The sequence below is a fragment of the Sinorhizobium sp. NG07B genome (assembly GCF_002532005.1).
Classification (GTDB): Bacteria; Pseudomonadota; Alphaproteobacteria; order Rhizobiales; family Rhizobiaceae; genus Sinorhizobium; species Sinorhizobium fredii_C.
On sequence record NZ_NWTD01000003.1, the window covers coordinates 936,422 to 953,817 of the forward strand.

Annotated in this window: 19 protein-coding genes and 1 pseudogene; 13 read left to right on the plus strand and 7 right to left on the minus strand. The window is 63.8% G+C overall.

What is annotated here, in order from left to right:
• Positions 1 to 208 precede the first annotated feature (208 nt).
• Positions 209 to 493, minus strand: a complete 285-nt coding sequence (locus CO664_RS14245; protein WP_037418795.1) for an acylphosphatase — start codon at positions 491 to 493, stop codon at positions 209 to 211.
• A 460-nt stretch (positions 494 to 953) separates the two neighbouring features.
• On the opposite strand from CO664_RS14245, the gene CO664_RS14255 reads away from it, so the two are divergent.
• The 3 genes from CO664_RS14255 to CO664_RS14265 all read left to right on the plus strand — a co-directional run bounded on the left by CO664_RS14255 (position 954) and on the right by CO664_RS14265 (position 2,552).
• A complete protein-coding gene (locus CO664_RS14255) occupies positions 954 to 1,634 on the plus strand; it encodes an RNA polymerase sigma factor (protein WP_097539214.1) in 681 nt (226 codons plus the stop codon).
• 79 nt (positions 1,635 to 1,713) lie between these two features.
• Positions 1,714 to 2,238 (plus strand): DUF4142 domain-containing protein, encoded by a 525-nt coding sequence (locus tag CO664_RS14260; protein ID WP_097525746.1) that lies wholly within the window; start codon positions 1,714 to 1,716, stop codon positions 2,236 to 2,238.
• Complete coding sequence (locus CO664_RS14265) at positions 2,235 to 2,552, plus strand: cupredoxin family copper-binding protein (protein WP_037418789.1); 318 nt, start codon at positions 2,235 to 2,237, stop codon at positions 2,550 to 2,552. Before CO664_RS14260 ends, CO664_RS14265 begins: the two co-directional genes overlap by 4 nt.
• 14 nt (positions 2,553 to 2,566) lie before the next feature.
• Here the strand turns inward: CO664_RS14265 and CO664_RS14270 are convergent, their stop codons facing one another.
• From CO664_RS14270 to CO664_RS14290, 5 genes are all read right to left on the minus strand, one after another.
• Positions 2,567 to 3,292, minus strand: a complete 726-nt coding sequence (locus tag CO664_RS14270) for an amino acid ABC transporter ATP-binding protein (protein ID WP_037418785.1) — start codon at positions 3,290 to 3,292, stop codon at positions 2,567 to 2,569.
• The gene (locus tag CO664_RS14275; protein WP_037418782.1) at positions 3,270 to 3,929 is read right to left on the minus strand and encodes an amino acid ABC transporter permease; all 660 of its coding nucleotides are present in this window, start codon (positions 3,927 to 3,929) and stop codon (positions 3,270 to 3,272) included. The genes CO664_RS14270 and CO664_RS14275 overlap by 23 nt, the downstream gene beginning before the upstream one ends.
• Positions 3,926 to 4,597 (minus strand): amino acid ABC transporter permease, encoded by a 672-nt coding sequence (locus tag CO664_RS14280; RefSeq protein WP_037418780.1) that lies wholly within the window; start codon positions 4,595 to 4,597, stop codon positions 3,926 to 3,928. Before CO664_RS14280 ends, CO664_RS14275 begins: the two co-directional genes overlap by 4 nt.
• 64 nt (positions 4,598 to 4,661) lie before the next feature.
• Positions 4,662 to 5,447, minus strand: coding sequence for a transporter substrate-binding domain-containing protein (locus tag CO664_RS14285; protein ID WP_097539124.1), 786 nt, complete (start codon positions 5,445 to 5,447; stop codon positions 4,662 to 4,664).
• Between the two features lie 4 nt (positions 5,448 to 5,451).
• Positions 5,452 to 6,207 (minus strand): GntR family transcriptional regulator, encoded by a 756-nt coding sequence (locus tag CO664_RS14290; protein WP_037418773.1) that lies wholly within the window; start codon positions 6,205 to 6,207, stop codon positions 5,452 to 5,454.
• 511 nt (positions 6,208 to 6,718) lie between these two features.
• Here CO664_RS14290 and CO664_RS14295 point away from each other — a divergent pair.
• The 10 genes and pseudogenes from CO664_RS14295 to CO664_RS14340 all read left to right on the plus strand — a co-directional run bounded on the left by CO664_RS14295 (position 6,719) and on the right by CO664_RS14340 (position 15,781).
• Positions 6,719 to 8,215 carry an NAD-dependent succinate-semialdehyde dehydrogenase gene (locus tag CO664_RS14295; RefSeq protein ID WP_097539125.1) on the plus strand — a complete coding sequence of 499 codons (1,497 nt, stop codon included), beginning with the start codon at positions 6,719 to 6,721 and terminating at the stop codon, positions 8,213 to 8,215.
• A 23-nt stretch (positions 8,216 to 8,238) separates the two neighbouring features.
• Complete coding sequence (locus CO664_RS14300) at positions 8,239 to 9,615, plus strand: aspartate aminotransferase family protein (protein WP_097539126.1); 1,377 nt, start codon at positions 8,239 to 8,241, stop codon at positions 9,613 to 9,615.
• A gap of 12 nt (positions 9,616 to 9,627) precedes the next feature.
• The gene (locus CO664_RS14305; protein ID WP_097539127.1) at positions 9,628 to 10,701 is read left to right on the plus strand and encodes an alcohol dehydrogenase family protein; all 1,074 of its coding nucleotides are present in this window, start codon (positions 9,628 to 9,630) and stop codon (positions 10,699 to 10,701) included.
• 132 nt (positions 10,702 to 10,833) lie between these two features.
• Positions 10,834 to 12,393 (plus strand): S8 family serine peptidase, encoded by a 1,560-nt coding sequence (locus tag CO664_RS14310; RefSeq protein WP_097539128.1) that lies wholly within the window; start codon positions 10,834 to 10,836, stop codon positions 12,391 to 12,393.
• Positions 12,390 to 12,653, plus strand: a complete 264-nt coding sequence (locus CO664_RS14315) for a hypothetical protein (RefSeq protein WP_037418762.1) — start codon at positions 12,390 to 12,392, stop codon at positions 12,651 to 12,653. Before CO664_RS14310 ends, CO664_RS14315 begins: the two co-directional genes overlap by 4 nt.
• Positions 12,654 to 12,755: 102 nt before the next feature.
• Entirely contained in the window at positions 12,756 to 14,063 is a 1,308-nt protein-coding gene (locus CO664_RS14320) for a hypothetical protein (RefSeq protein WP_097539129.1), read from the plus strand.
• Complete coding sequence (locus CO664_RS14325) at positions 14,050 to 14,841, plus strand: ATP-dependent Clp protease proteolytic subunit (protein ID WP_097539130.1); 792 nt, start codon at positions 14,050 to 14,052, stop codon at positions 14,839 to 14,841. Before CO664_RS14320 ends, CO664_RS14325 begins: the two co-directional genes overlap by 14 nt.
• Positions 14,842 to 14,920: 79 nt before the next feature.
• Positions 14,921 to 15,177, plus strand: a pseudogene (locus CO664_RS14330) (type II toxin-antitoxin system ParD family antitoxin).
• A 101-nt stretch (positions 15,178 to 15,278) separates the two neighbouring features.
• Positions 15,279 to 15,461, plus strand: a complete 183-nt coding sequence (locus CO664_RS14335) for a hypothetical protein (protein WP_097539132.1) — start codon at positions 15,279 to 15,281, stop codon at positions 15,459 to 15,461.
• Positions 15,462 to 15,520: 59 nt separating this feature from the next.
• A complete protein-coding gene (locus CO664_RS14340) occupies positions 15,521 to 15,781 on the plus strand; it encodes a hypothetical protein (protein WP_037418747.1) in 261 nt (86 codons plus the stop codon).
• 82 nt (positions 15,782 to 15,863) lie between these two features.
• Here the strand turns inward: CO664_RS14340 and CO664_RS14345 are convergent, their stop codons facing one another.
• On the minus strand, positions 15,864 to 17,345 hold the full coding sequence (locus CO664_RS14345; RefSeq protein WP_097539133.1) for a trypsin-like peptidase domain-containing protein: 1,482 nt from the start codon (positions 17,343 to 17,345) through the stop codon (positions 15,864 to 15,866).
• Between the last annotated feature and the right edge of the window lie 51 nt (positions 17,346 to 17,396).

Below are 17,396 nucleotides of genomic sequence, written 5' to 3' on the forward strand. Positions count from 1 at the left end.
CCCAACCCCTCCCCACAAAGGGGGGGCTTTTCTGGCCGCAATGTCGCGCCACTTTTCCCAGTCAGTGCAAGGCTCGATAGACTGAACTGACAGCTTCTGGGGCAAAGGTCGAGATAGGCGGAGCGGGCGCGCCGCGGTAAGCCCCTCCCACCTGTGGGGAGGGGACTTGCCCACGGCCTCCCTCTGCCCCAACCCAAGGTCATCGCAGCTAGCGGGTAATGCGAAACCCCGCCGGCGCTTCAGTGGAAGATGCATCCTCGCTCGCAACGCTGGCGACGGCGGCACCCGGGGGTCCCTTCCAGAACCGACCGAGCATCGTGTCGACCGCCGGACCAGTACCAGCGATCAGGGCGGTCACCGAACCGTCGCTTTCGTTGCGCACCCAGCCGGCAAGTCCGAGGCGTTCGGCCTCGTCGCGCGTCCAGACACGGAAGCACACCCCTTGCACCCTGCCGGTGATCCGCACCAAAGCCGCCTTGCGTTCGTCCGCCATGGCCGCCTCCTCGTTCGTTCTGTCCGAATCTGGCGCAGCTTGCCCCGAAGGCAAGCTGCTGAAACGGATCGCCTGCCGCTTGCCCTATCGGCGTCGCAGTTACAGATCATTTTTTACCGGTCAGACAAAATAATTTGCATTTAGGGCTTGCAATTGCTGCGATGCAACATTATTGTATGACTTATCGATAGAGCATTCCTCCTCCCAGCTCTATTGAGGGATCGGCGACCCTCCTCCTCCCAGTTGCCGATCAGGATCGAAAGCCCGGCGCACCTCCTCCCGCGCCGGGCTTTCTCTTTTTGATCGCCCTTTCCACACAGCATGTTCGAAGACGGCCCGCGCGGCGATGCTCGAATTGGGGCATCGCCGCGCTATATTCGGTGATGCCGCCATCGGATTTGGGAACGTTTCGCGCGATGCGGCATCCAATGCGCAACAACATGACCATGGGGAGCCGATCATGCCCAGCGTTGATATCCGCCATCGCCTGAAAAGCCCGCCCAGTGCGGAGGATATCGAAAGCTTTCGCGCCGTCATGCAGGCGCATAACCGCAAGCTCTATCGGATCGCGCGGAGCATCGTTCGCAACAACAATGACGCGGAAGACGTGCTGCAGGAGGCCTATGTACGCGCCTTCACGCATTTTGCCGAATTCCGCGGCGACGCCGCAATCACGACCTGGCTTGCCCGCATCGTCATCAACGAGGCGCTCGGCCGCCTGCGCAAGAGCCGGCGCCAGATGGCGCTCGTCGAGAGCATGCGGCAATCGCATCAGGCGGAGATCATCGCCTTCCCGCTGAACACAAACACGAGCGACCCGGAAAAGACCATGGCCCAGCGAGAGATTCTCGACCTTGTTGAACGGCTGACGGATCACCTTCCGGACGCCTACCGGACCGTTTTCGTGCTGCGCGTCATCGAAGGCCTCAACAACGAGGAAACTGCCGCCCTGCTCGGGCTCCGCCCCGAGACCGTCCGCACGCGGCTGCATCGGGCGCGCCAGCTGCTGAAGCAGCAACTAGAAAAGCAGATTGGCCCAGTCCTGCTCGATGCCTTCCCCTTCGCCGGGAAACGCTGCGAGCGCCTGACCGAGGCCGTCCTCGCCCGCATCTCCGGCCAAACGATAGAAGCCGACGAATAAGCGGGAACGTTTCGCCCGCCGAAGCATCCAAAGCGCGTCAACGAAAACGCCTTTTGATCTTCGAGGAAAGGAACATCCCATGACCATCCGACTGACGACCGCGGCAGCGGCAATCGCGCTCATCTTCGCCGCCAACGGCGCGCTCGGCGCCGACAAGCCGACCGATCCGCAGATCGCCCATATCGCCTATACGGCCGGCGTGCTCGACATCGAAGCGGCGAAACAGGCGATCGCCACCTCCAAGAACAAGGCCGTCGTCGAATTCGCCGAGACGATGGTGCGCGACCACGAGGCGGTGAACAGCCAAGCCCTCGACCTCGTCAAGAAATTGAACGTCACGCCGGAAGACAACGACACCAGCAAGGCACTGTCGCAGGCGGCCGAAGCGAAGCGCCAGGAACTGGCAAAGCTGACGGGCGCCGAGTTCGACAAGGCCTATGTCGAGCACGAGGTCGCCTACCACAAGCAGGTCAATGGCGCGCTCGAAACAATGCTGATTCCGGCGGCCCAGAACGGCGAGCTCAAGAGCCTGCTCGAAACCGGGCTGAAGCTCTTCCAGGGTCATCAGCAGCACGCCGAACATGTCGCGACGGAGCTGAAATGAGTGCGGTGCGAGTGCGAGCGGCCCTTTTAACTCTGTTGCTGGGAGCGACCGCCGCTCCTTCGCAGGCAGAAACCATAAAGGTGATGATCGACCGTCTCGTCTACGTGCCGACGGAAATCGAGGCGAAGCCTGGCGACGAGATCGAGTGGATCAACAAGGATGCGCTCGTCCACACCGCCACGGTGAAGGGCGGCGCCGACGTGCTCATTCCGGCAAAGCGATCGGGCCGGCTCCTGCTAAAGGAGTCAGGCAGTTTCGACTATATCTGCCGCTACCACCCGAACATGAAGGGCCGCATCACCGTGCGGCCCTGATCCGCGGCGGCTCCTCAGTGGGCCCCGAGGAACTGCTTTAACTCCGGCGTCCGCGGATTGGCAAAAACCTCCTCCGGCCGACCGATCTCGTGGACGCGGCCCTGATGCATGAAGACGACCCGCGAACAGACGTCGCGGGCGAACTTCATCTCGTGGGTGACCATCAGCAGCGTCATGCCTTCGGCGGCAAGCTCGCGCACCACCGCCAGCACCTCCGCCACCAATTCCGGATCGAGCGCCGAGGTGATCTCGTCGCAGAGCAATGCGATCGGCTGCATCGCAAGCGCGCGAGCGATCGCAACACGCTGCTGCTGGCCGCCGGAGAGCTCGTCCGGATAGGCGTCGAATTTCTGGCTGAGGCCGACCCGGTCCAACATCTTGCGAGCCATCGCCTCCGCCTCCGGCTTCGGCGTCTTTTTCACGACCATCTGCGACAGCATGACATTGCCGCCGACCGTCAGATGCGGAAAGAGGTTAAACTGCTGGAAAATCATCCCGACCTTCAGCCGCAGCGCCTTCAGATGCGCCTCGTCGTCGAGAAGCTGGGTGCCGCCGACCGAGATCGATCCGTCGCTGATCGTCTCGAGCCCGTTGATGCAGCGCAACAGCGTCGACTTGCCCGAGCCGCTCTTGCCAATGATGGCGATCACCTCGCCCGGCGCGACATCGAGATCAATGCCCCTCAGCACCTCGTTGTCACCGAAGCTCTTGCGGACGTCAGTGATTTCGATGAGCGACATTGAGCTTCCTTTCGAGGATCTGGCTGCTCTTGGACAGGGGCCAGCAGAGCGCGAAATAAATGAGCGCCACGAGACCGTAGACGGTGAAGGGCTGGAAGGTGGCATTGGTGACGACGGTGCCGGCCTTCGACAGTTCGACGAAGCCGATGATTGAGGTCAGGGCCGTTCCCTTGATCACCTGCACCGAGAATCCGACGGTCGGCGGCACGGCGATCCGCATCGCCTGCGGCAGGATGACGTAGCGCATCTGCTGCAGCCGGCCCATGCCGAGGCTGGCCGAGGCCTCCCATTGTCCCTTGGCGATCGCCTCGACGCAGCCGCGCCAGATCTCGCCGAGGAAAGCGGCGCTCCAGAGGATCAGCGCGACGCCCGCCGCCAGCCAGGCCGGCACGTCGATACCGAACAGGCCGAGCCCGAAGAAGGCGATGAAGAGCTGCATCAGGAGCGGCGTCCCCTGGAACAGCTCGATATAGTATTTCGCCACCGCCCGCGCCCACTTGCGCCGGCTGATCCGCAGGAAGAGCAGCAACAGCCCGACCATGCCGCCGCCGACGAAGGAGACGAGCGAGAGCAGGAGCGTCCAGCGGGTGGCAAGCAACAGGTTGCGCAGGATGTCCCAGATGGTGAACTCGATCATCTGGCCGCCCTCCTCGGGAAGATGAGCCGGCCGACCATGCCGAGGACCTGGCGGAGCAGGATGGCTAGCAGCAGGTAGACGGCGGTCGAGACGAAATAGGCCTCGAAAGCGCGGAAGGTGCGCGACTGGATGAAGTTGGCGGCGAAGGTCAGGTCCTCGGCGGCGATTTGCGAGACGACGGCGGAGCCGAGCATGACGATCACGACCTGCGACGACAGCGCCGGCCAGATGCGCTGAAGCGACGGGATGAGCACCACATGCCGGAAGGTCTCGAAGGGGGTCATGGCAAGGCTGGCGCCCGCCTCGAACTGGCCCTTCGGCGTCGCCTGGATGCCGGCCCGAATGATTTCTGAGCTATAGGCGCCGAGATTGACGACCATGGCGATATTTGCCGCCAGCAGTTCGCTGAGCTGCAGCCCCAGTGACGGCAGGCCGAAGAAGATGAAGAAGAGCTGGATCAGGAACGGCGTGTTGCGGATCAGCTCCACATAGGCGGCGACCACCGGCTTCAGCCACAGGGGTCCGAGCGCCCGCACCCAGGCGCAGACGATGCCGAGCGAAATGCCCGCGACGGCGCCGACGGCGATCAGTTGGATCGTGATTGCGATCCCCTTTACGATCTGCGGGTAGTATTCGAAGAGCCAGCCGAATTCGAAGTGATAGTTCAAGGCGCACCCCTGTTTGCAAACGGCGGTGACGCCACCCCGCTCGCGCGGAGTGGCTTGGGGGTAATCAGAGTTCGGCCGGCAGGTCGGCGCCGAGCCACTTCTGCGCAATGGCGTTCAGGCTGCCGTCGGTCTTGGCGGCGGCGATGATGCCGTTGACCTTTTCGAGCAGCGCCGGCTGTTCCTTGGAAAGGCCGATATAGCAAGGCGAGTTCTTGATCAGAAATTTGAGTTCCGGGCGCTTCGGCGGGTTCTTGGCAAGGATCGCCGCGGCGACGACGTTGCCGGTCGCGACAGCCTCGACCTGGCCCGAAAGGAAGGCCGAAATCGTGCCGTTATTGTCCTCGTAACGCTTGATGACGGTATCGGACGGCGCGACCTTGGTCAGTTCCAGATCCTCGACGGCGCCGCGGGTGACGCCGATGGTCTTGCCGGCAAGCTCTTCTGGCTTCGTGGCGGCAAAATCGGCCGGGGCGAAGACGCCGTTATAGAAAGGCGCGTACGCCGCCGTGAAGTCGATGACCTTTTCGCGGTCCGGGTTCTTGCCGAGGCTCGAAATGACGAGATCGACCTTGTTGGTCTGCAGATAGGGGATGCGGTTGGCGCTGGTCACCGGCACCAGCTCGACCTTCACGCCGAGTTTCTCGGCAATCAGATTGGCCATGTCGATATCGTAGCCGACCGGCGCCATGTCCGGGCCGACGCTGCCGAAGGGCGGAAAATCCTGCGGCACGGCGACGCGGATCGTGCCGCGGGCGGTGATGTCGCCGAGTGCATCGGCCTGCGCCATGGAGCCGAAGCCGATCGCGGCGACCATTGCCGCCATGGCGACGAAAACTCTTCTTGAAAGCATTGGGTCATTCTCCTCTGTTGATGTCATGATTTGGCTTTTCGGGGTGTGCATTTGACGACGCGGCCGCATTCTGCGGCGGCAGCGAAAGGGAGTGCCGAAGATCGGCGAGCGGATCGGGGCGACGAGTGAGGTCGAGCCCCGTTTCCACCTCGTCCAGATGCTCGACGGAGAGCTCCGCCGCCTTGGAAAAATTCCCCTCCTCCATCGCCGCGACGATGCGGCAATGGCCGAGATGCGACTGCATGGCGTGGAAATCGGATTGATAGAGCAAGGAGATCAGGATGGTGCGCGCCGTCAGGTCCCGTAGGATCTCGACAAGGATAGTATTGCCGGCAAGTTCGGCGATGCGGATGTGGAAGTCGCCCATCAGGCAGGTGAGACGCTGCCGGTCGCCGGCGGCAATTGCCAGCTTTTCCTCGGCCAGATGCGCACGAAGCTTGTCGCGGCCGCTTTGCGTCAGCGCCTCCATGCTGCGCAGCAGCCCCGCCTCGATGACCCGCCGCGCCGCATAGACCATCATCGCCTCCTCGGCCGAGGGTTCGACGACGAACCAGCCGCGCCGCGGGCTGACCTTGACGATGCCGCGCTGCTCGAGCCGCATCATCGCTTCGCGCACCCTGGTGCGGGAAACACTGAAAAGGCTCGCGACCTCGCTCTCACCGAGCCGCGTTCCGGGGCGAATGCGGGCCGAAAGAATACCGGAGACGATGGCTTCGCCTATCTCGTTTTGATCGTTCTGTTGTGGCGACAAATCTTGCATACAAGACAGGCTTGCAAGCCTTGTGCCAAGAGCGTCACGTGTTCTTTATCAATGGCTTGCGTAGCTGCCGCTGGTCTCAATGGCGATCAAAATCGCCACGTGCTCATTTTTTCATCAAAGCTTTGGTGTTCTCGATAGTGCCGCGAAAGCTAGCGGCGCGTTCGGTGCCTATGGGAGTTCCGACTGGGTCAGCTTCATGAAAGGAGCGGCTACCGCGAGTCGTCTCCCCCGCAGCCAAACCCTAGGGAGATTTCGGCTGGAGGATGGACCTGCCCCAAAAGGCAACTTGCGAACGCCGAAGCCACAAGTTTAGCAGTTGATGCGGAGCCCAATCTCCCCCTTATGAGGAAGATGTCCGGCAGGGCAGAGGGGGTGCCTCGATCGCTGGGGTTAGACAGTTTCTCTCGCGGGGGACGCTCCTTTGGCCAAAGTCTCTACCGGAGAGCGGGGGAATGGACAATCTCTCGCGCTAACGGTGTCAATCTCTTCGTACCGACGAGGAGATTTGCACATGACCGCTATTTTTGCGCGCACCGCCTTCCACGAAGCCTTGAAACACCTGAGCGACCGGCAGTTGCTGCGGGAGCTCGCCTATGTCGGCGGGCGCTGGGTGGCCGCGCGCAACGGCAAGTGCCTCGAAGTGAGCGATCCCGCGAGTGGTGCCGCTCTCGCCTTCGTCGCTTCCTTGGATGCGACGCAGGCCTCCGAAGCGGTCGATGCGGCGGAGAAGGCGTCCAAGTCGTGGCGCGACATGCTCCCGCAGCAACGCGCCACGATCCTGCGCAGGTGGCACGAACTGATGCTCGCGGCCCGCGAAGACCTGGCCCTGTTGATGACGCTCGAGCAGGGCAAGCCGCTTGCCGAGTCGCGCGGCGAGATCGACTACGCCGCTTCCTTCCTCGAGTGGTATGCCGAGGAGGGCAAGCGTCTCAATGCCGAAAGCGTGACGAGCCATCTCGCCGGCGCCGAGATGATCGTCCGCCGTGAGGCACTCGGTGTCGTCGGCATCGTCACGCCCTGGAACTTTCCTTCCGCCATGATCACCCGCAAGGCGGCTGCAGCGCTCGCGGCCGGCTGCACCGTCGTGGCGCATCCCTCTTCCGAGACCCCGCTTTCCGCTCTTGCCCTCGCCGAACTCGGCGAACGCGCCGGCCTGCCCGCCGGTGTCTTCAACGTCGTCACCGGCAATGCGGCGACGGTTGTCGGGCGCCTGTGCGAAGACGCACGCGTCCGTGCCGTGAGCTTCACCGGCTCGACCGAGATCGGCCGGCTGATCGCGGGCCAATGCGCGCCGACGATGAAGCGACTGGTGATGGAGCTCGGCGGTCATGCGCCGCTGATCGTCTTTGCCGATGCGAATGTGGAGAAGGCGGCGGATATCGCCATCGCCGCGAAGTTCGCGACCTCAGGACAGGACTGCCTTGCCGCCAACCGCCTCTATGTCGAGCGGCCGATCCTCAAAGCCTTCCAGGAGGCTTTCGCCGCCCGCATGGCGCGCCTGAAGGTTGGAGCCGGGCTCGAGCCGGGCGCCGAGATCGGCCCGCTGATGCATGAGCGCGCCGTCGCCAAGGTCGAGGAGCAGGTCGCCGACGCGCTAAGACGCGGCGCCGGGCTTGCCGCCGGCGGCAAGCGCCACCCGGCGGGGCCGCTGTTCTTCGAACCGACGCTGCTCACCAATGTGCCGGACGAGGCGCTGATCATGCGCGAGGAAACCTTCGGCCCGGTCGCCGCCGTCACCGCCTTCGATAGCGAGGACGAGGTGATCGCCCGGGCGAACGACACGGAATACGGCCTCGTCGCCTATGTCGCCACCGAAAACGGCGCCCGCCAGATGCGGCTCGCCCGCGCGCTCGAATACGGCATGGTGGCGATCAACCGAGTGAAGATCACCGGCGGGCCGATCCCCTTCGGCGGCTGGAAACAGTCCGGTCTTGGCCGCGAGGGCTCTCGCCACGGGATGGAGGCCTTCACCGAGCTCAAATATCTCTGCATCGACACCGCCGCCTGATCGGATTGACGAAAGGAACGACCATGCTCGAAAGAAGCAACGAACTCAGCGCCTGGGACCGCGACCACTTCTTCCATCCCTCGACCCACATGGGAACGCATGCGCGCGGCGAGAGCCCGACGCGCGTCATCGGCGGCGGCGAAGGAGTTTACATCACCGATATCGGCGGCAAGCGCAGCCTCGATGCCTTCGCCGGACTTTATTGCGTCAATGTCGGCTACGGCCGCCAGAAGATCGCCAAGGCGATCGCGAGCCAAGCAAAGAACCTGGCCTATTACCACGCCTATGTCGGCCACGGCACGGAAGCGTCGATAAGGCTTTCGAAGATGATCATCGATCGCGCGCCGGAAGGCATGAGCCGCGTCTATTTTGGCCTCTCGGGTTCGGATGCCAACGAAACCAACATCAAACTAATCTGGTACTACAACAACATTCTCGGCCGGACGGAGAAGAAGAAGATCATCTCGCGCTGGCGCGGCTATCACGGCTCGGGTGTGATGACCGGCTCTCTGACCGGTCTGCATCTCTTCCACAATGCCTTCGACCTGCCGCGTGCGCCGATCCTGCACACCGAGGCGCCCTACTACTTCCGCCGCCCCGACCGCTCCATGAGCGAGGAACAGTTCTCGGACTATTGCGCAGAGAAGCTGGAGGAGATGATCCTCGCCGAAGGGCCCGACACCGTTGCTGCCTTCATCGGCGAACCGATTCTCGGCACCGGCGGCATCGTGCCGCCGCCGAAGGGCTATTGGCAGAAGATTCAGGCGGTGCTTGAGAAATACGACATCCTGCTCGTTGCCGACGAGGTCGTGACCGGTTTCGGCCGTCTCGGCACCATGTTCGGCTCCGACCATTACGGCATCAAGCCGGACCTGATCACCATCGCCAAGGGCCTGACCTCCGCCTATGCGCCGCTTTCCGGCACGATCGTCTCCGACAAGGTCTGGCAGGTGCTGGTGAAGGGCTCGGACGAGCTCGGCGCCATCGGCCATGGCTGGACCTATTCGGCGCATCCGATTTGCGCGGCCGCCGGCATCGCCAATCTTGAACTGATCGACGAGCTCGGCATCGTCGAAAATGCCGGCTCGACGGGCGCCTATTTCCGCGCCGAGCTGCAGAAGGCGGTCGGCGACCATCGCCATGTCGGTGAGGTGCGCGGCGATGGGTTGATGGCGGCGATCGAATTTGTGGAGGACCGCGACGACCGCAAGTTCTTCGATCCGGCCCGCAAGATCGGCCCGCAAGTCGCGGCAGCGCTCCTCGAGCGTGGCGTCATCGGCCGCGCCATGCCACAGGGCGACATTCTCGGCTTTGCCCCGCCGCTCTGCCTGACGCGCGAGGAGGCCGACATCGTCGTCAAGGCGGCGGCCGACGCGATCCAGTCCGTGCTCGGCCGCTGAAGGAGAAGGCCCATGATGCATTCCGTTCCGAAGACCATGGCGGCAGTGCTGCTCACCGGCCACGGCGGGTTGGACAAGCTCGTTTATAGCCGGGACGTCCCAGTCCCGGCTCCAGCTCCTGGAGAGGTGCTGATCAAGGTCAGGGCCTGCGGCATGAACAACACCGACGTCTGGGTGCGCGAGGGCGCCTATGGCACCGAGGACGATCCCGGCGCCGTCTCCACCTGGAGGCGGCACGGCAACACGCTCACCTTCCCGCGCATCCAGGGCACCGACACGGTCGGGCATATCGTCGCCGTCGGCGAGGGCGTCGACAAGGTCCGCATTGGCCAACGCGTCATGGTCGATTTCTCGATCTACAACCGCGACGACGATAGTCTGGCCGACATCGACTATATGGGCCACGGCAGTGACGGCGGCTATGCCGAGTACATGGCGCTGCCGGCCGAGAACGCTCATGTGGTGGCAACCGACCTGACGGATGTCGAACTCGCCACCTTCTGCTGCGCCTATCTGACCGGCGAACGCATGCTGGAACGGGCGCGGCTTGCGGCCGGCGAACGCGTCCTGGTCACCGGCGCCTCCGGCGGCGTCGGCTCGGCGATCATCCAGCTCGCCCGCGCCCGCGGCGCCGTTCCGATCGCGGTTGCCGGTCCGGGCAAGGAAGCCGCCATGCTCGACATTGGCGCCGAGGCGGTCGTCACCCGCGGCAGGGGCGATCTCTTCGAAGCCGTCAACGAAGCCGTGCACGGCGCGCCGATCGACGTCGTCGCGGATCTCGTCGGCGGTCCCCTCTTCAACGATCTGTTGAAAATCCTGCGTCCGGAGGGCCGCTACACGACGGCGGGCGCGATCGCCGGTCCGGTCGTCCAGCTTGATCTGAGAACCATGTATCTGAAGCAACTGGAGCTGCACGGTTCGAGCCAGGGCAGCCGCGCCGATTTCCGGAGGCTGGTCGGCTACATAGAAGAGAAGAAGATCCGCCCTCTTGTCGGCGGCGTCTATCCGCTGTCGGAATTTCATCGGGCGCAGACGGACTTCATGGCGAAGAAATTCGTCGGCAAGCTGGTGGTCGTTCCGGATTGACGGACACCTGCCGGTCGACCCACGCCCAGATATTGCCTGTCAGGTCCCGCGCCACACTTCCGGTGCCGTTGAAATCCACCCTGCATTGCGTCAAAAATAGGCGGCGCCATCCTAAGTAAGTGCGAGGCAATGATGGGACCATTGTTCAGGAACGCCGGGCTCCCGGCCTACCATGAAGCAATGCTGTTCGTCCGCATGAAGCCTCAGCCGCGCCAGCCAAGCTTCGAAGCGACCTTCGAGGCGGCACGCGCATCATTCGGCAGCGGGCTTCAGGCCTTGTCCTTTTACGAGCGAGCGGGACTGGTGAAACGCGTTACGCCCGTATCACGGGAGTCTCCCCATTACGCCAGCCGGATGCTGGTGCGGCCAAGCCGTGACGGCAGCGCCAAGCCGGAACTGCTCGGGGTACCCGAAAACGAGGGGGACGGGTGGTCGGCACCTGCCCTGAACCTGAACGCCGCCATCGATTTGCGAACACCGGGCGGGGCCGCCAGCCTGGTCGAGTTGGTGAGTGACGTCGACTTGCGGCAACTTCAGTTGGCGCTCGCGGGAGATCCGACCGTTGCATCCGTGGCGCGGGTGCCGCTGCGCTATCTGGTGGCAAAATCGCCGCGAAAACCCGCTCGGCGCGCCTCCAAGGCAGCTCAACCCGGGGCTCGCGGGCACATTGCGACGGAACCGCCGCCTGCCCATACGATGTGGAATCTCCGCAAAGTCCGATGGGACGAGGCCCGCAATCTAAGCGGCTTCGACGACGCAAGCAGGATCAAGGTCGCAGTGCTCGATACCGGAATCGACGCGGATCACCCGGACCTTAAAGACCAGATTGGTGGATATGTATACGAGCACCCCGATCTTCCGGCGGCGAGCTCGGCCCAGGATCTGGTCGGCCACGGCACGCATGTGGCAGGGACGATCGCGGCAACCATCAACAACGATCTCGGGATCAACGGAATATCGCGAGCCCAGATCCACGCCTGGAAGATTTTCGACGATCGCCCCGACCTGCTGACCTATCCTGACGGCACGGCGGAGTTCGCCTATTTCGTCGACCCGGTGATGTATCTGCGGGCGCTGCTCGACTGCGCCGATGCCGGCATTGACGTCGTCAACCTCTCGATCGGCGGCGGCGGCGCGCCCGACCCGACGGAGAGTGCAGCCTTCGAGGCGCTGCTTGCCAATGGCACGACCGTCGTTGCTGCGATGGGGAACGAACGGCGCGACGGTAGTCCGATCTCCTATCCTGCGGCGATACCGGGCGTCATCGCCGTGGGCGCAACAAATCTTCAGGACCGGATCACCAGCTTTTCCAATCGCGGCAACCACATAACGATCACGGCCCCCGGCGACGCGATCTGGTCGACGCTGCCGACCTATCCCGGCCAAATGCGTTGGAGAGCGGAGCGAGGACCCGACGGGCGCTGGAGGCAGGGAAAGCCGGACATACGCGAGACGGACTATGATGCATGGCCCGGAACATCGATGGCGTCTCCGCATGTTGCTGCCGCCGCGGCGCTCTTTATCGCGAACGGCGGCGCGAGGGATCCCGCAGTGATCCGCGGCGCCCTGGCTTCGAGCGCCGACAAGGTGCCGGCCATGAGCGGCCAAGACTTCACGCCCGATTTCGGCTATGGTCGTCTGAACTTGGAGCAGCTCATTGGCAGCATAGGCACCAGGGATTTCGGGCAATGACTGACATCATGTTCACGATCCGCGCCGGCGTTAGCGTCGAAGAGCGCGAACGCCTGTTGATCAGGATTCAAGCCATTCCGGGTGTCGAGCTGGCGGCCCCCGTCAAACGAGACAGCCGCAGCGAGGCCTTGCGGCGGATTCATTTCGCTCGTTTGAGAAGACATTCCGAAGCGACCGACTGCTTGTCGGCCATCCGAGACATGCCGGAGGTGGAGGACGCGAGCATACCCGCCCGGCGAGGTGGCGCCAACGGAGCGTAAGGTCCCGCTCCCGTTACGCCATTGGTGGTAGGCGGCGGCCTTTATTCCGCCCGCTTCTTAATTCTCTGTTAAGGAATACATTCCTTCGCGGAGATCTTGCCCATGGCAGTCGGCGCATCCCAACGTTTGCACGACGGCGTCGTGGCTGTCGAAACCATGACGCGCTTTGCGCTTGCGGTGCTGGCGCTCGCCTCCGGCGTCTATACCTATCTCGGCGTGCGCAGCATTCTCGACGGCTCGGCGACCGCTGTCTTCTTCGCGGCGATGATCTATTCGGCTTCGGTGTCCGTCGGAATCTACGCCTTCTGGACCTATATGGCCCGCTTCTATCCGCATGTGATCACCCATACGGGCCGGGCCGCGATGCTTGGCGTCATGGCTTTGGGCGCGGCCATGATCATCGCCATGTCGAGCTGGCTCAATGCGGCGGCACTGGCCGGATCGGCCGCGCTCGAACAGCATCTGGCGCAAACGGTGGAGGACTATACGGCCGACCTCGACCAGGCGCACCAGAACGCCCTTGCCGCCCAGAGCCTGCTGCCCGACATCCAGCGTGCCTCCGAACGCTTCGCCCAGCTTGCCGCCTCGGAGCGGCAGACGGGCGCGCTCACCGGCACGACGGGCTCGGGAAGCGTCGTGCAGCTTCTGTCGCAAATGTCGGCGCAGATGAAGGAACTCGAAAACGGCATCAACGCCTCGCGCGAACAGGTGACGACGCTGTTCAACGAGGGGCAGAAGCGGCTCGAGACGATGCGCACGCTGGTCTCCGCGCCGGGCGCGATCGAACCGCGTGCCGACCAGTTCTCCTCGGAAGTGGTGGCACTCACAGGCGTCATAGCCTCGCTGGGCCAGACCTCGATCGCGCCGTCGATCCGCCGCGCGGCTGACGACCTGTCGCTCGGCTTCATCGCCCCGGTGGCCGATGGCGGCGACGCCGATCTCGTCAACCGTCAGGACCAGGTGATGGAGACGGTGCGGGCTTCGGTGGCGGCGCAGTCCAAGGTGCTCTCCGAGGCGGCCGACGAAATCCTCGCCCGGGCGCCGGTGGCCGAGCGGCGCTTCGTCCCGCTCTCCTCCGCCGAAGCCGTGTTGCGCTATGCGGCCGATTTCATTCCGGCCTGGGCCGGAGCGATTTCCATCGACCTCCTGCCGGGCGTGCTGGTGTTCATTCTCGCTGCCGTGCACGGGGCGATCCGCAAACAGGAGGAGAAGCTGCCCTTTGCCGAGCGCATCACGGCGGCCGAACTTCTGCAGGCGCTGGACGTGCAGCGAGCGGTAACCGCGAACGGCGCCAATCTCGGGGAGATGGTCACGCAAGCGGAGCTCGAAGGGAAAGCGGAGGAGCTGAACAACATCACCAATCTCGACCAGAGAACGCGTACAAAGGATCGGTCGCATGAGGATCGATGACACTTTCAAGGCGCTGATGCGCCTCGACGACGGCGTGCTGATGCGCGGCGCTTTCTACGCACTGCTCTCGGCTGCGGCAATCTTTCTGCTGATCGACGTGCGCGACCTTACGGCGATGAATGTCGAGCTGCCGGCCTTCGATCCGTTCCATGAGAACCGGCCCATCCTGCCGCCGGCGCTGACCGAAGGCGGGCCGACTCCGCACGTACAGCCCGCAAGCCCGGAGGACGTGCTGCGACGACCGATGACATTCGAACTCGCATCCGGCGGCGTCCTGCTCGCCGAGGGCACGATTGATCCCGGCGCAAGCGGACGTTTCGCCGAGGAGATTGCGGTGCGCGGCGAATATGTAAAGACGGTAGCGCTCAATTCTCCCGGCGGTTCGGTGGACGACGCCTTGGCGATTTCGAGCCTGATCCGCGAAAGGAAGCTTGGGACCAGGGTGGCGTCGAGAGCGCTCTGCGCCTCCTCCTGTCCCATCATCTTTGCTGGCGGCGTCAGCCGCATCGCCGACAAGGATGCCATCGTCGGCGTGCACCAGGTCTTCAATGGCGGCAGCGGCCGGCAAACGGCGGATGAAGCGATGTCTGCGGCACAATCCACCACGGCCCGGGTGACCCGCCATCTCGACACGATGGGGATCGGCGCCGGCCTTTGGATCACCGCGCTCGAAACCCCGCCGGACCGGCTCTACTATCTGACATCCGCGGAAATGGCCAAGTTCAAGCTGACATCGCAGCCGCTCGCCACCGCCAGGAAGAAAGACGGGGCAGGATAACCTGCCTTTTCCCGAGGGAATTCGGATTTGACAAAGTTTTGCCAAAGAGCGTCATCCTGGCCGTAGTATGGAGACTGACATGGCCACGATGAACGTATCTTTGCCCGACGCCATGAAGGACTGGGTGGAAGTACAAACGCGGACTGGCCGCTATGCGAACGCCAGTGACGATGTGCGCGATCTCATCCGTAGGGATCAAGAGCGGAATGACAAGATTGCCACCATGCAGCGCTTAGTCGATGACGGGCTGAAAAGCGGCGCAGGAAATTGCTCACACAGGACGAGCTTTTCTCGGCGGCGCTAGCGCGGGCTGAAATTCCGCGCGACCCTCAGTAATTTCGCTTGGTCGCCGACCAGTGTTTCCCGTGTCATTCGAGGAAAGCAAGGTCAGGAACCATCGTCTCCCATGGTCGTTGTCTCTTCGAAAGGAGACCGCCATGCCGAAGCAAGATCCTATACCCGCACCTGGCGAAACGCCGAGAGAGCCGCAAGGAATCCCCGGCCGGCCGGATCGCGGCCTTGAGAAGTCCCCCGATCCGCCGGTCAAGAAGCCGGAGGACACCAAAGACCCGACCGACCCGGCGCTTCTGCCGATCGGCGACCCGGCCGGAATGGCCTAGCCGATGCCGCCGATCCGGTTGCGGGAAATATAGATGCCTCCTTGAGAGGAGAGATCCGCATGCTGATCCGACGGTTGCCTGAAAAGCCGGTGCCGGGCGCAATCATCGTCAAGCTCTACCGCTACCGCGACGAGATCAGGGGTTATGTACGTCAGGCCGTCGACCCGTCGGAGGACGACGTCATCTTCCCAGGCGAGGAAATGGAGCCGGAAGCCGCCTTCCGGCTTGCAAGGACCCATAGCGAGGGTGAGGCGCCGATCTATGTGGAGCTTGTCGAGGACGTTCAATGGGATCCCAGCTGGGGCACATTGATAAGCTAACCTAACCCGTTGACGTGAGAGACGAGTATGCTCGTCTCCCCACTCCCGATCCTATCCGGCAAAGCCTTCGCCACCTGCTTCGTCATGCGTGGCCGAGCGGCAAGGCGACGAAGCGCGTCACGCCGCCCGACTGGATGCGGAGCAGCGCGGCGACTTTGCCTTCCTTGCGGAGCGACACGAGACCGCGGCGGAAGTCGCTTGCGTTCGAAACCGCCTTGCCGCCGACGTCGAGAATGACGTCGCCCGCCTCAAGCCCATGTTGCGCCGCCGCTCCCTTCGGATCGATGGCGACGACGACCATGCCTGTTTCCGAGGCACTGACCACCTTGCTTGCCGGCGCAAGCAGCAGCCCGAAGTCCTGCTCGCTGCTAGGGGCAGCACCGCCGCCGCTTGCCGCCTCCACCGGCGCCGGGCGGTCCTCCGGCATTGTGGCGAGTGTCAAGGTGACGTCCTTTGCCGCGCCATCGCGAAGGATGCTCACCGTGACGGAGGTGCCCGGAGCCATCGCGCCCACTTTCTGAGCCAGTTCACGCGGGTCATTGATCGTCGCCCCACCGACCGCCATGATGAGATCGCCGGACCGGATACCAGCCCTGCCGGCCGGACCGGCCGGATCCGCCTCGTCGACGAGCGCGCCCTTAGCCTCCTTCAGGCCGAGGCCTTCGGCGATATCGGGAGTGACCTGCTGCTCCTTGATGCCGAGCCAGCCGCGCGTCACATGGCCCTTGTCCTTCAACTCGGCGATGACGGCTTTTGCCGTGTCGGCCGGGATGTCGAAGCCGATGCCGACTGAGCCGCCGGAGGGCGAGAAGATCGCCGTGTTGACGCCGATCACATCGCCGTTGACGTCGAAGGCCGGCCCGCCGGAATTGCCCCGATTGATCGGCGCATCGATCTGGATGAAGTCGTCATAGGGACCGGCGCCGATGTCGCGGCCTTCGGCCGAAACGATCCCGGCGGTAACCGTGCCGCCGAGGCCATAGGGATTGCCGATCGCGATCACCCAGTTGCCGACACGCGGCCGCTGATCGGCAAAGCGCACATGCGGGAGATCGCGGCCGTCGACCTTGATCAAGGCAAGGTCGGTCTTCGGATCGGTGCCGACGACTTTCGCCTCGTAGCTCCGGCCGTCGCTGGTCATCACCTCGAGGGAATGGGCATGGTCGACGACGTGATTGTTGGTCACTGCATAGCCGTCAGCGGAGATGAAGAAGCCCGAGCCCTCACCCATGAGGGGACCCTGCCCGTCATCGGGATCGGCAGTGCCATCGTCATCCTGGGCTGCGGCCTGTTGCTGCGCCGCGTCGATCTCGACGCGCACCGAGATGACCGCCGGCTTCACCTGGGCGACGATGTCGGCAAAGTCGCCGGGCTCCGCCGCCGATGGCCGCTGCACGGCATTCGGAGCCGCCCGCACGGTCGAGCTCTGGTTGTGCGTTGCGTGCATGGCAACAGGTTCCGCGACGAGAGCGGCGAGGCTGAGCGCGGAAACGGAGGACAGAGCCGCCAGCACGGCGGTCAAGCGGCCCGCGCGCGAGCCCTTTTGTTCTGAAGAGTTGGCCATGGCGTGTCTCCTTCTAAAATCCGGAGGTTTGATACGCGGCGACGGTGGATT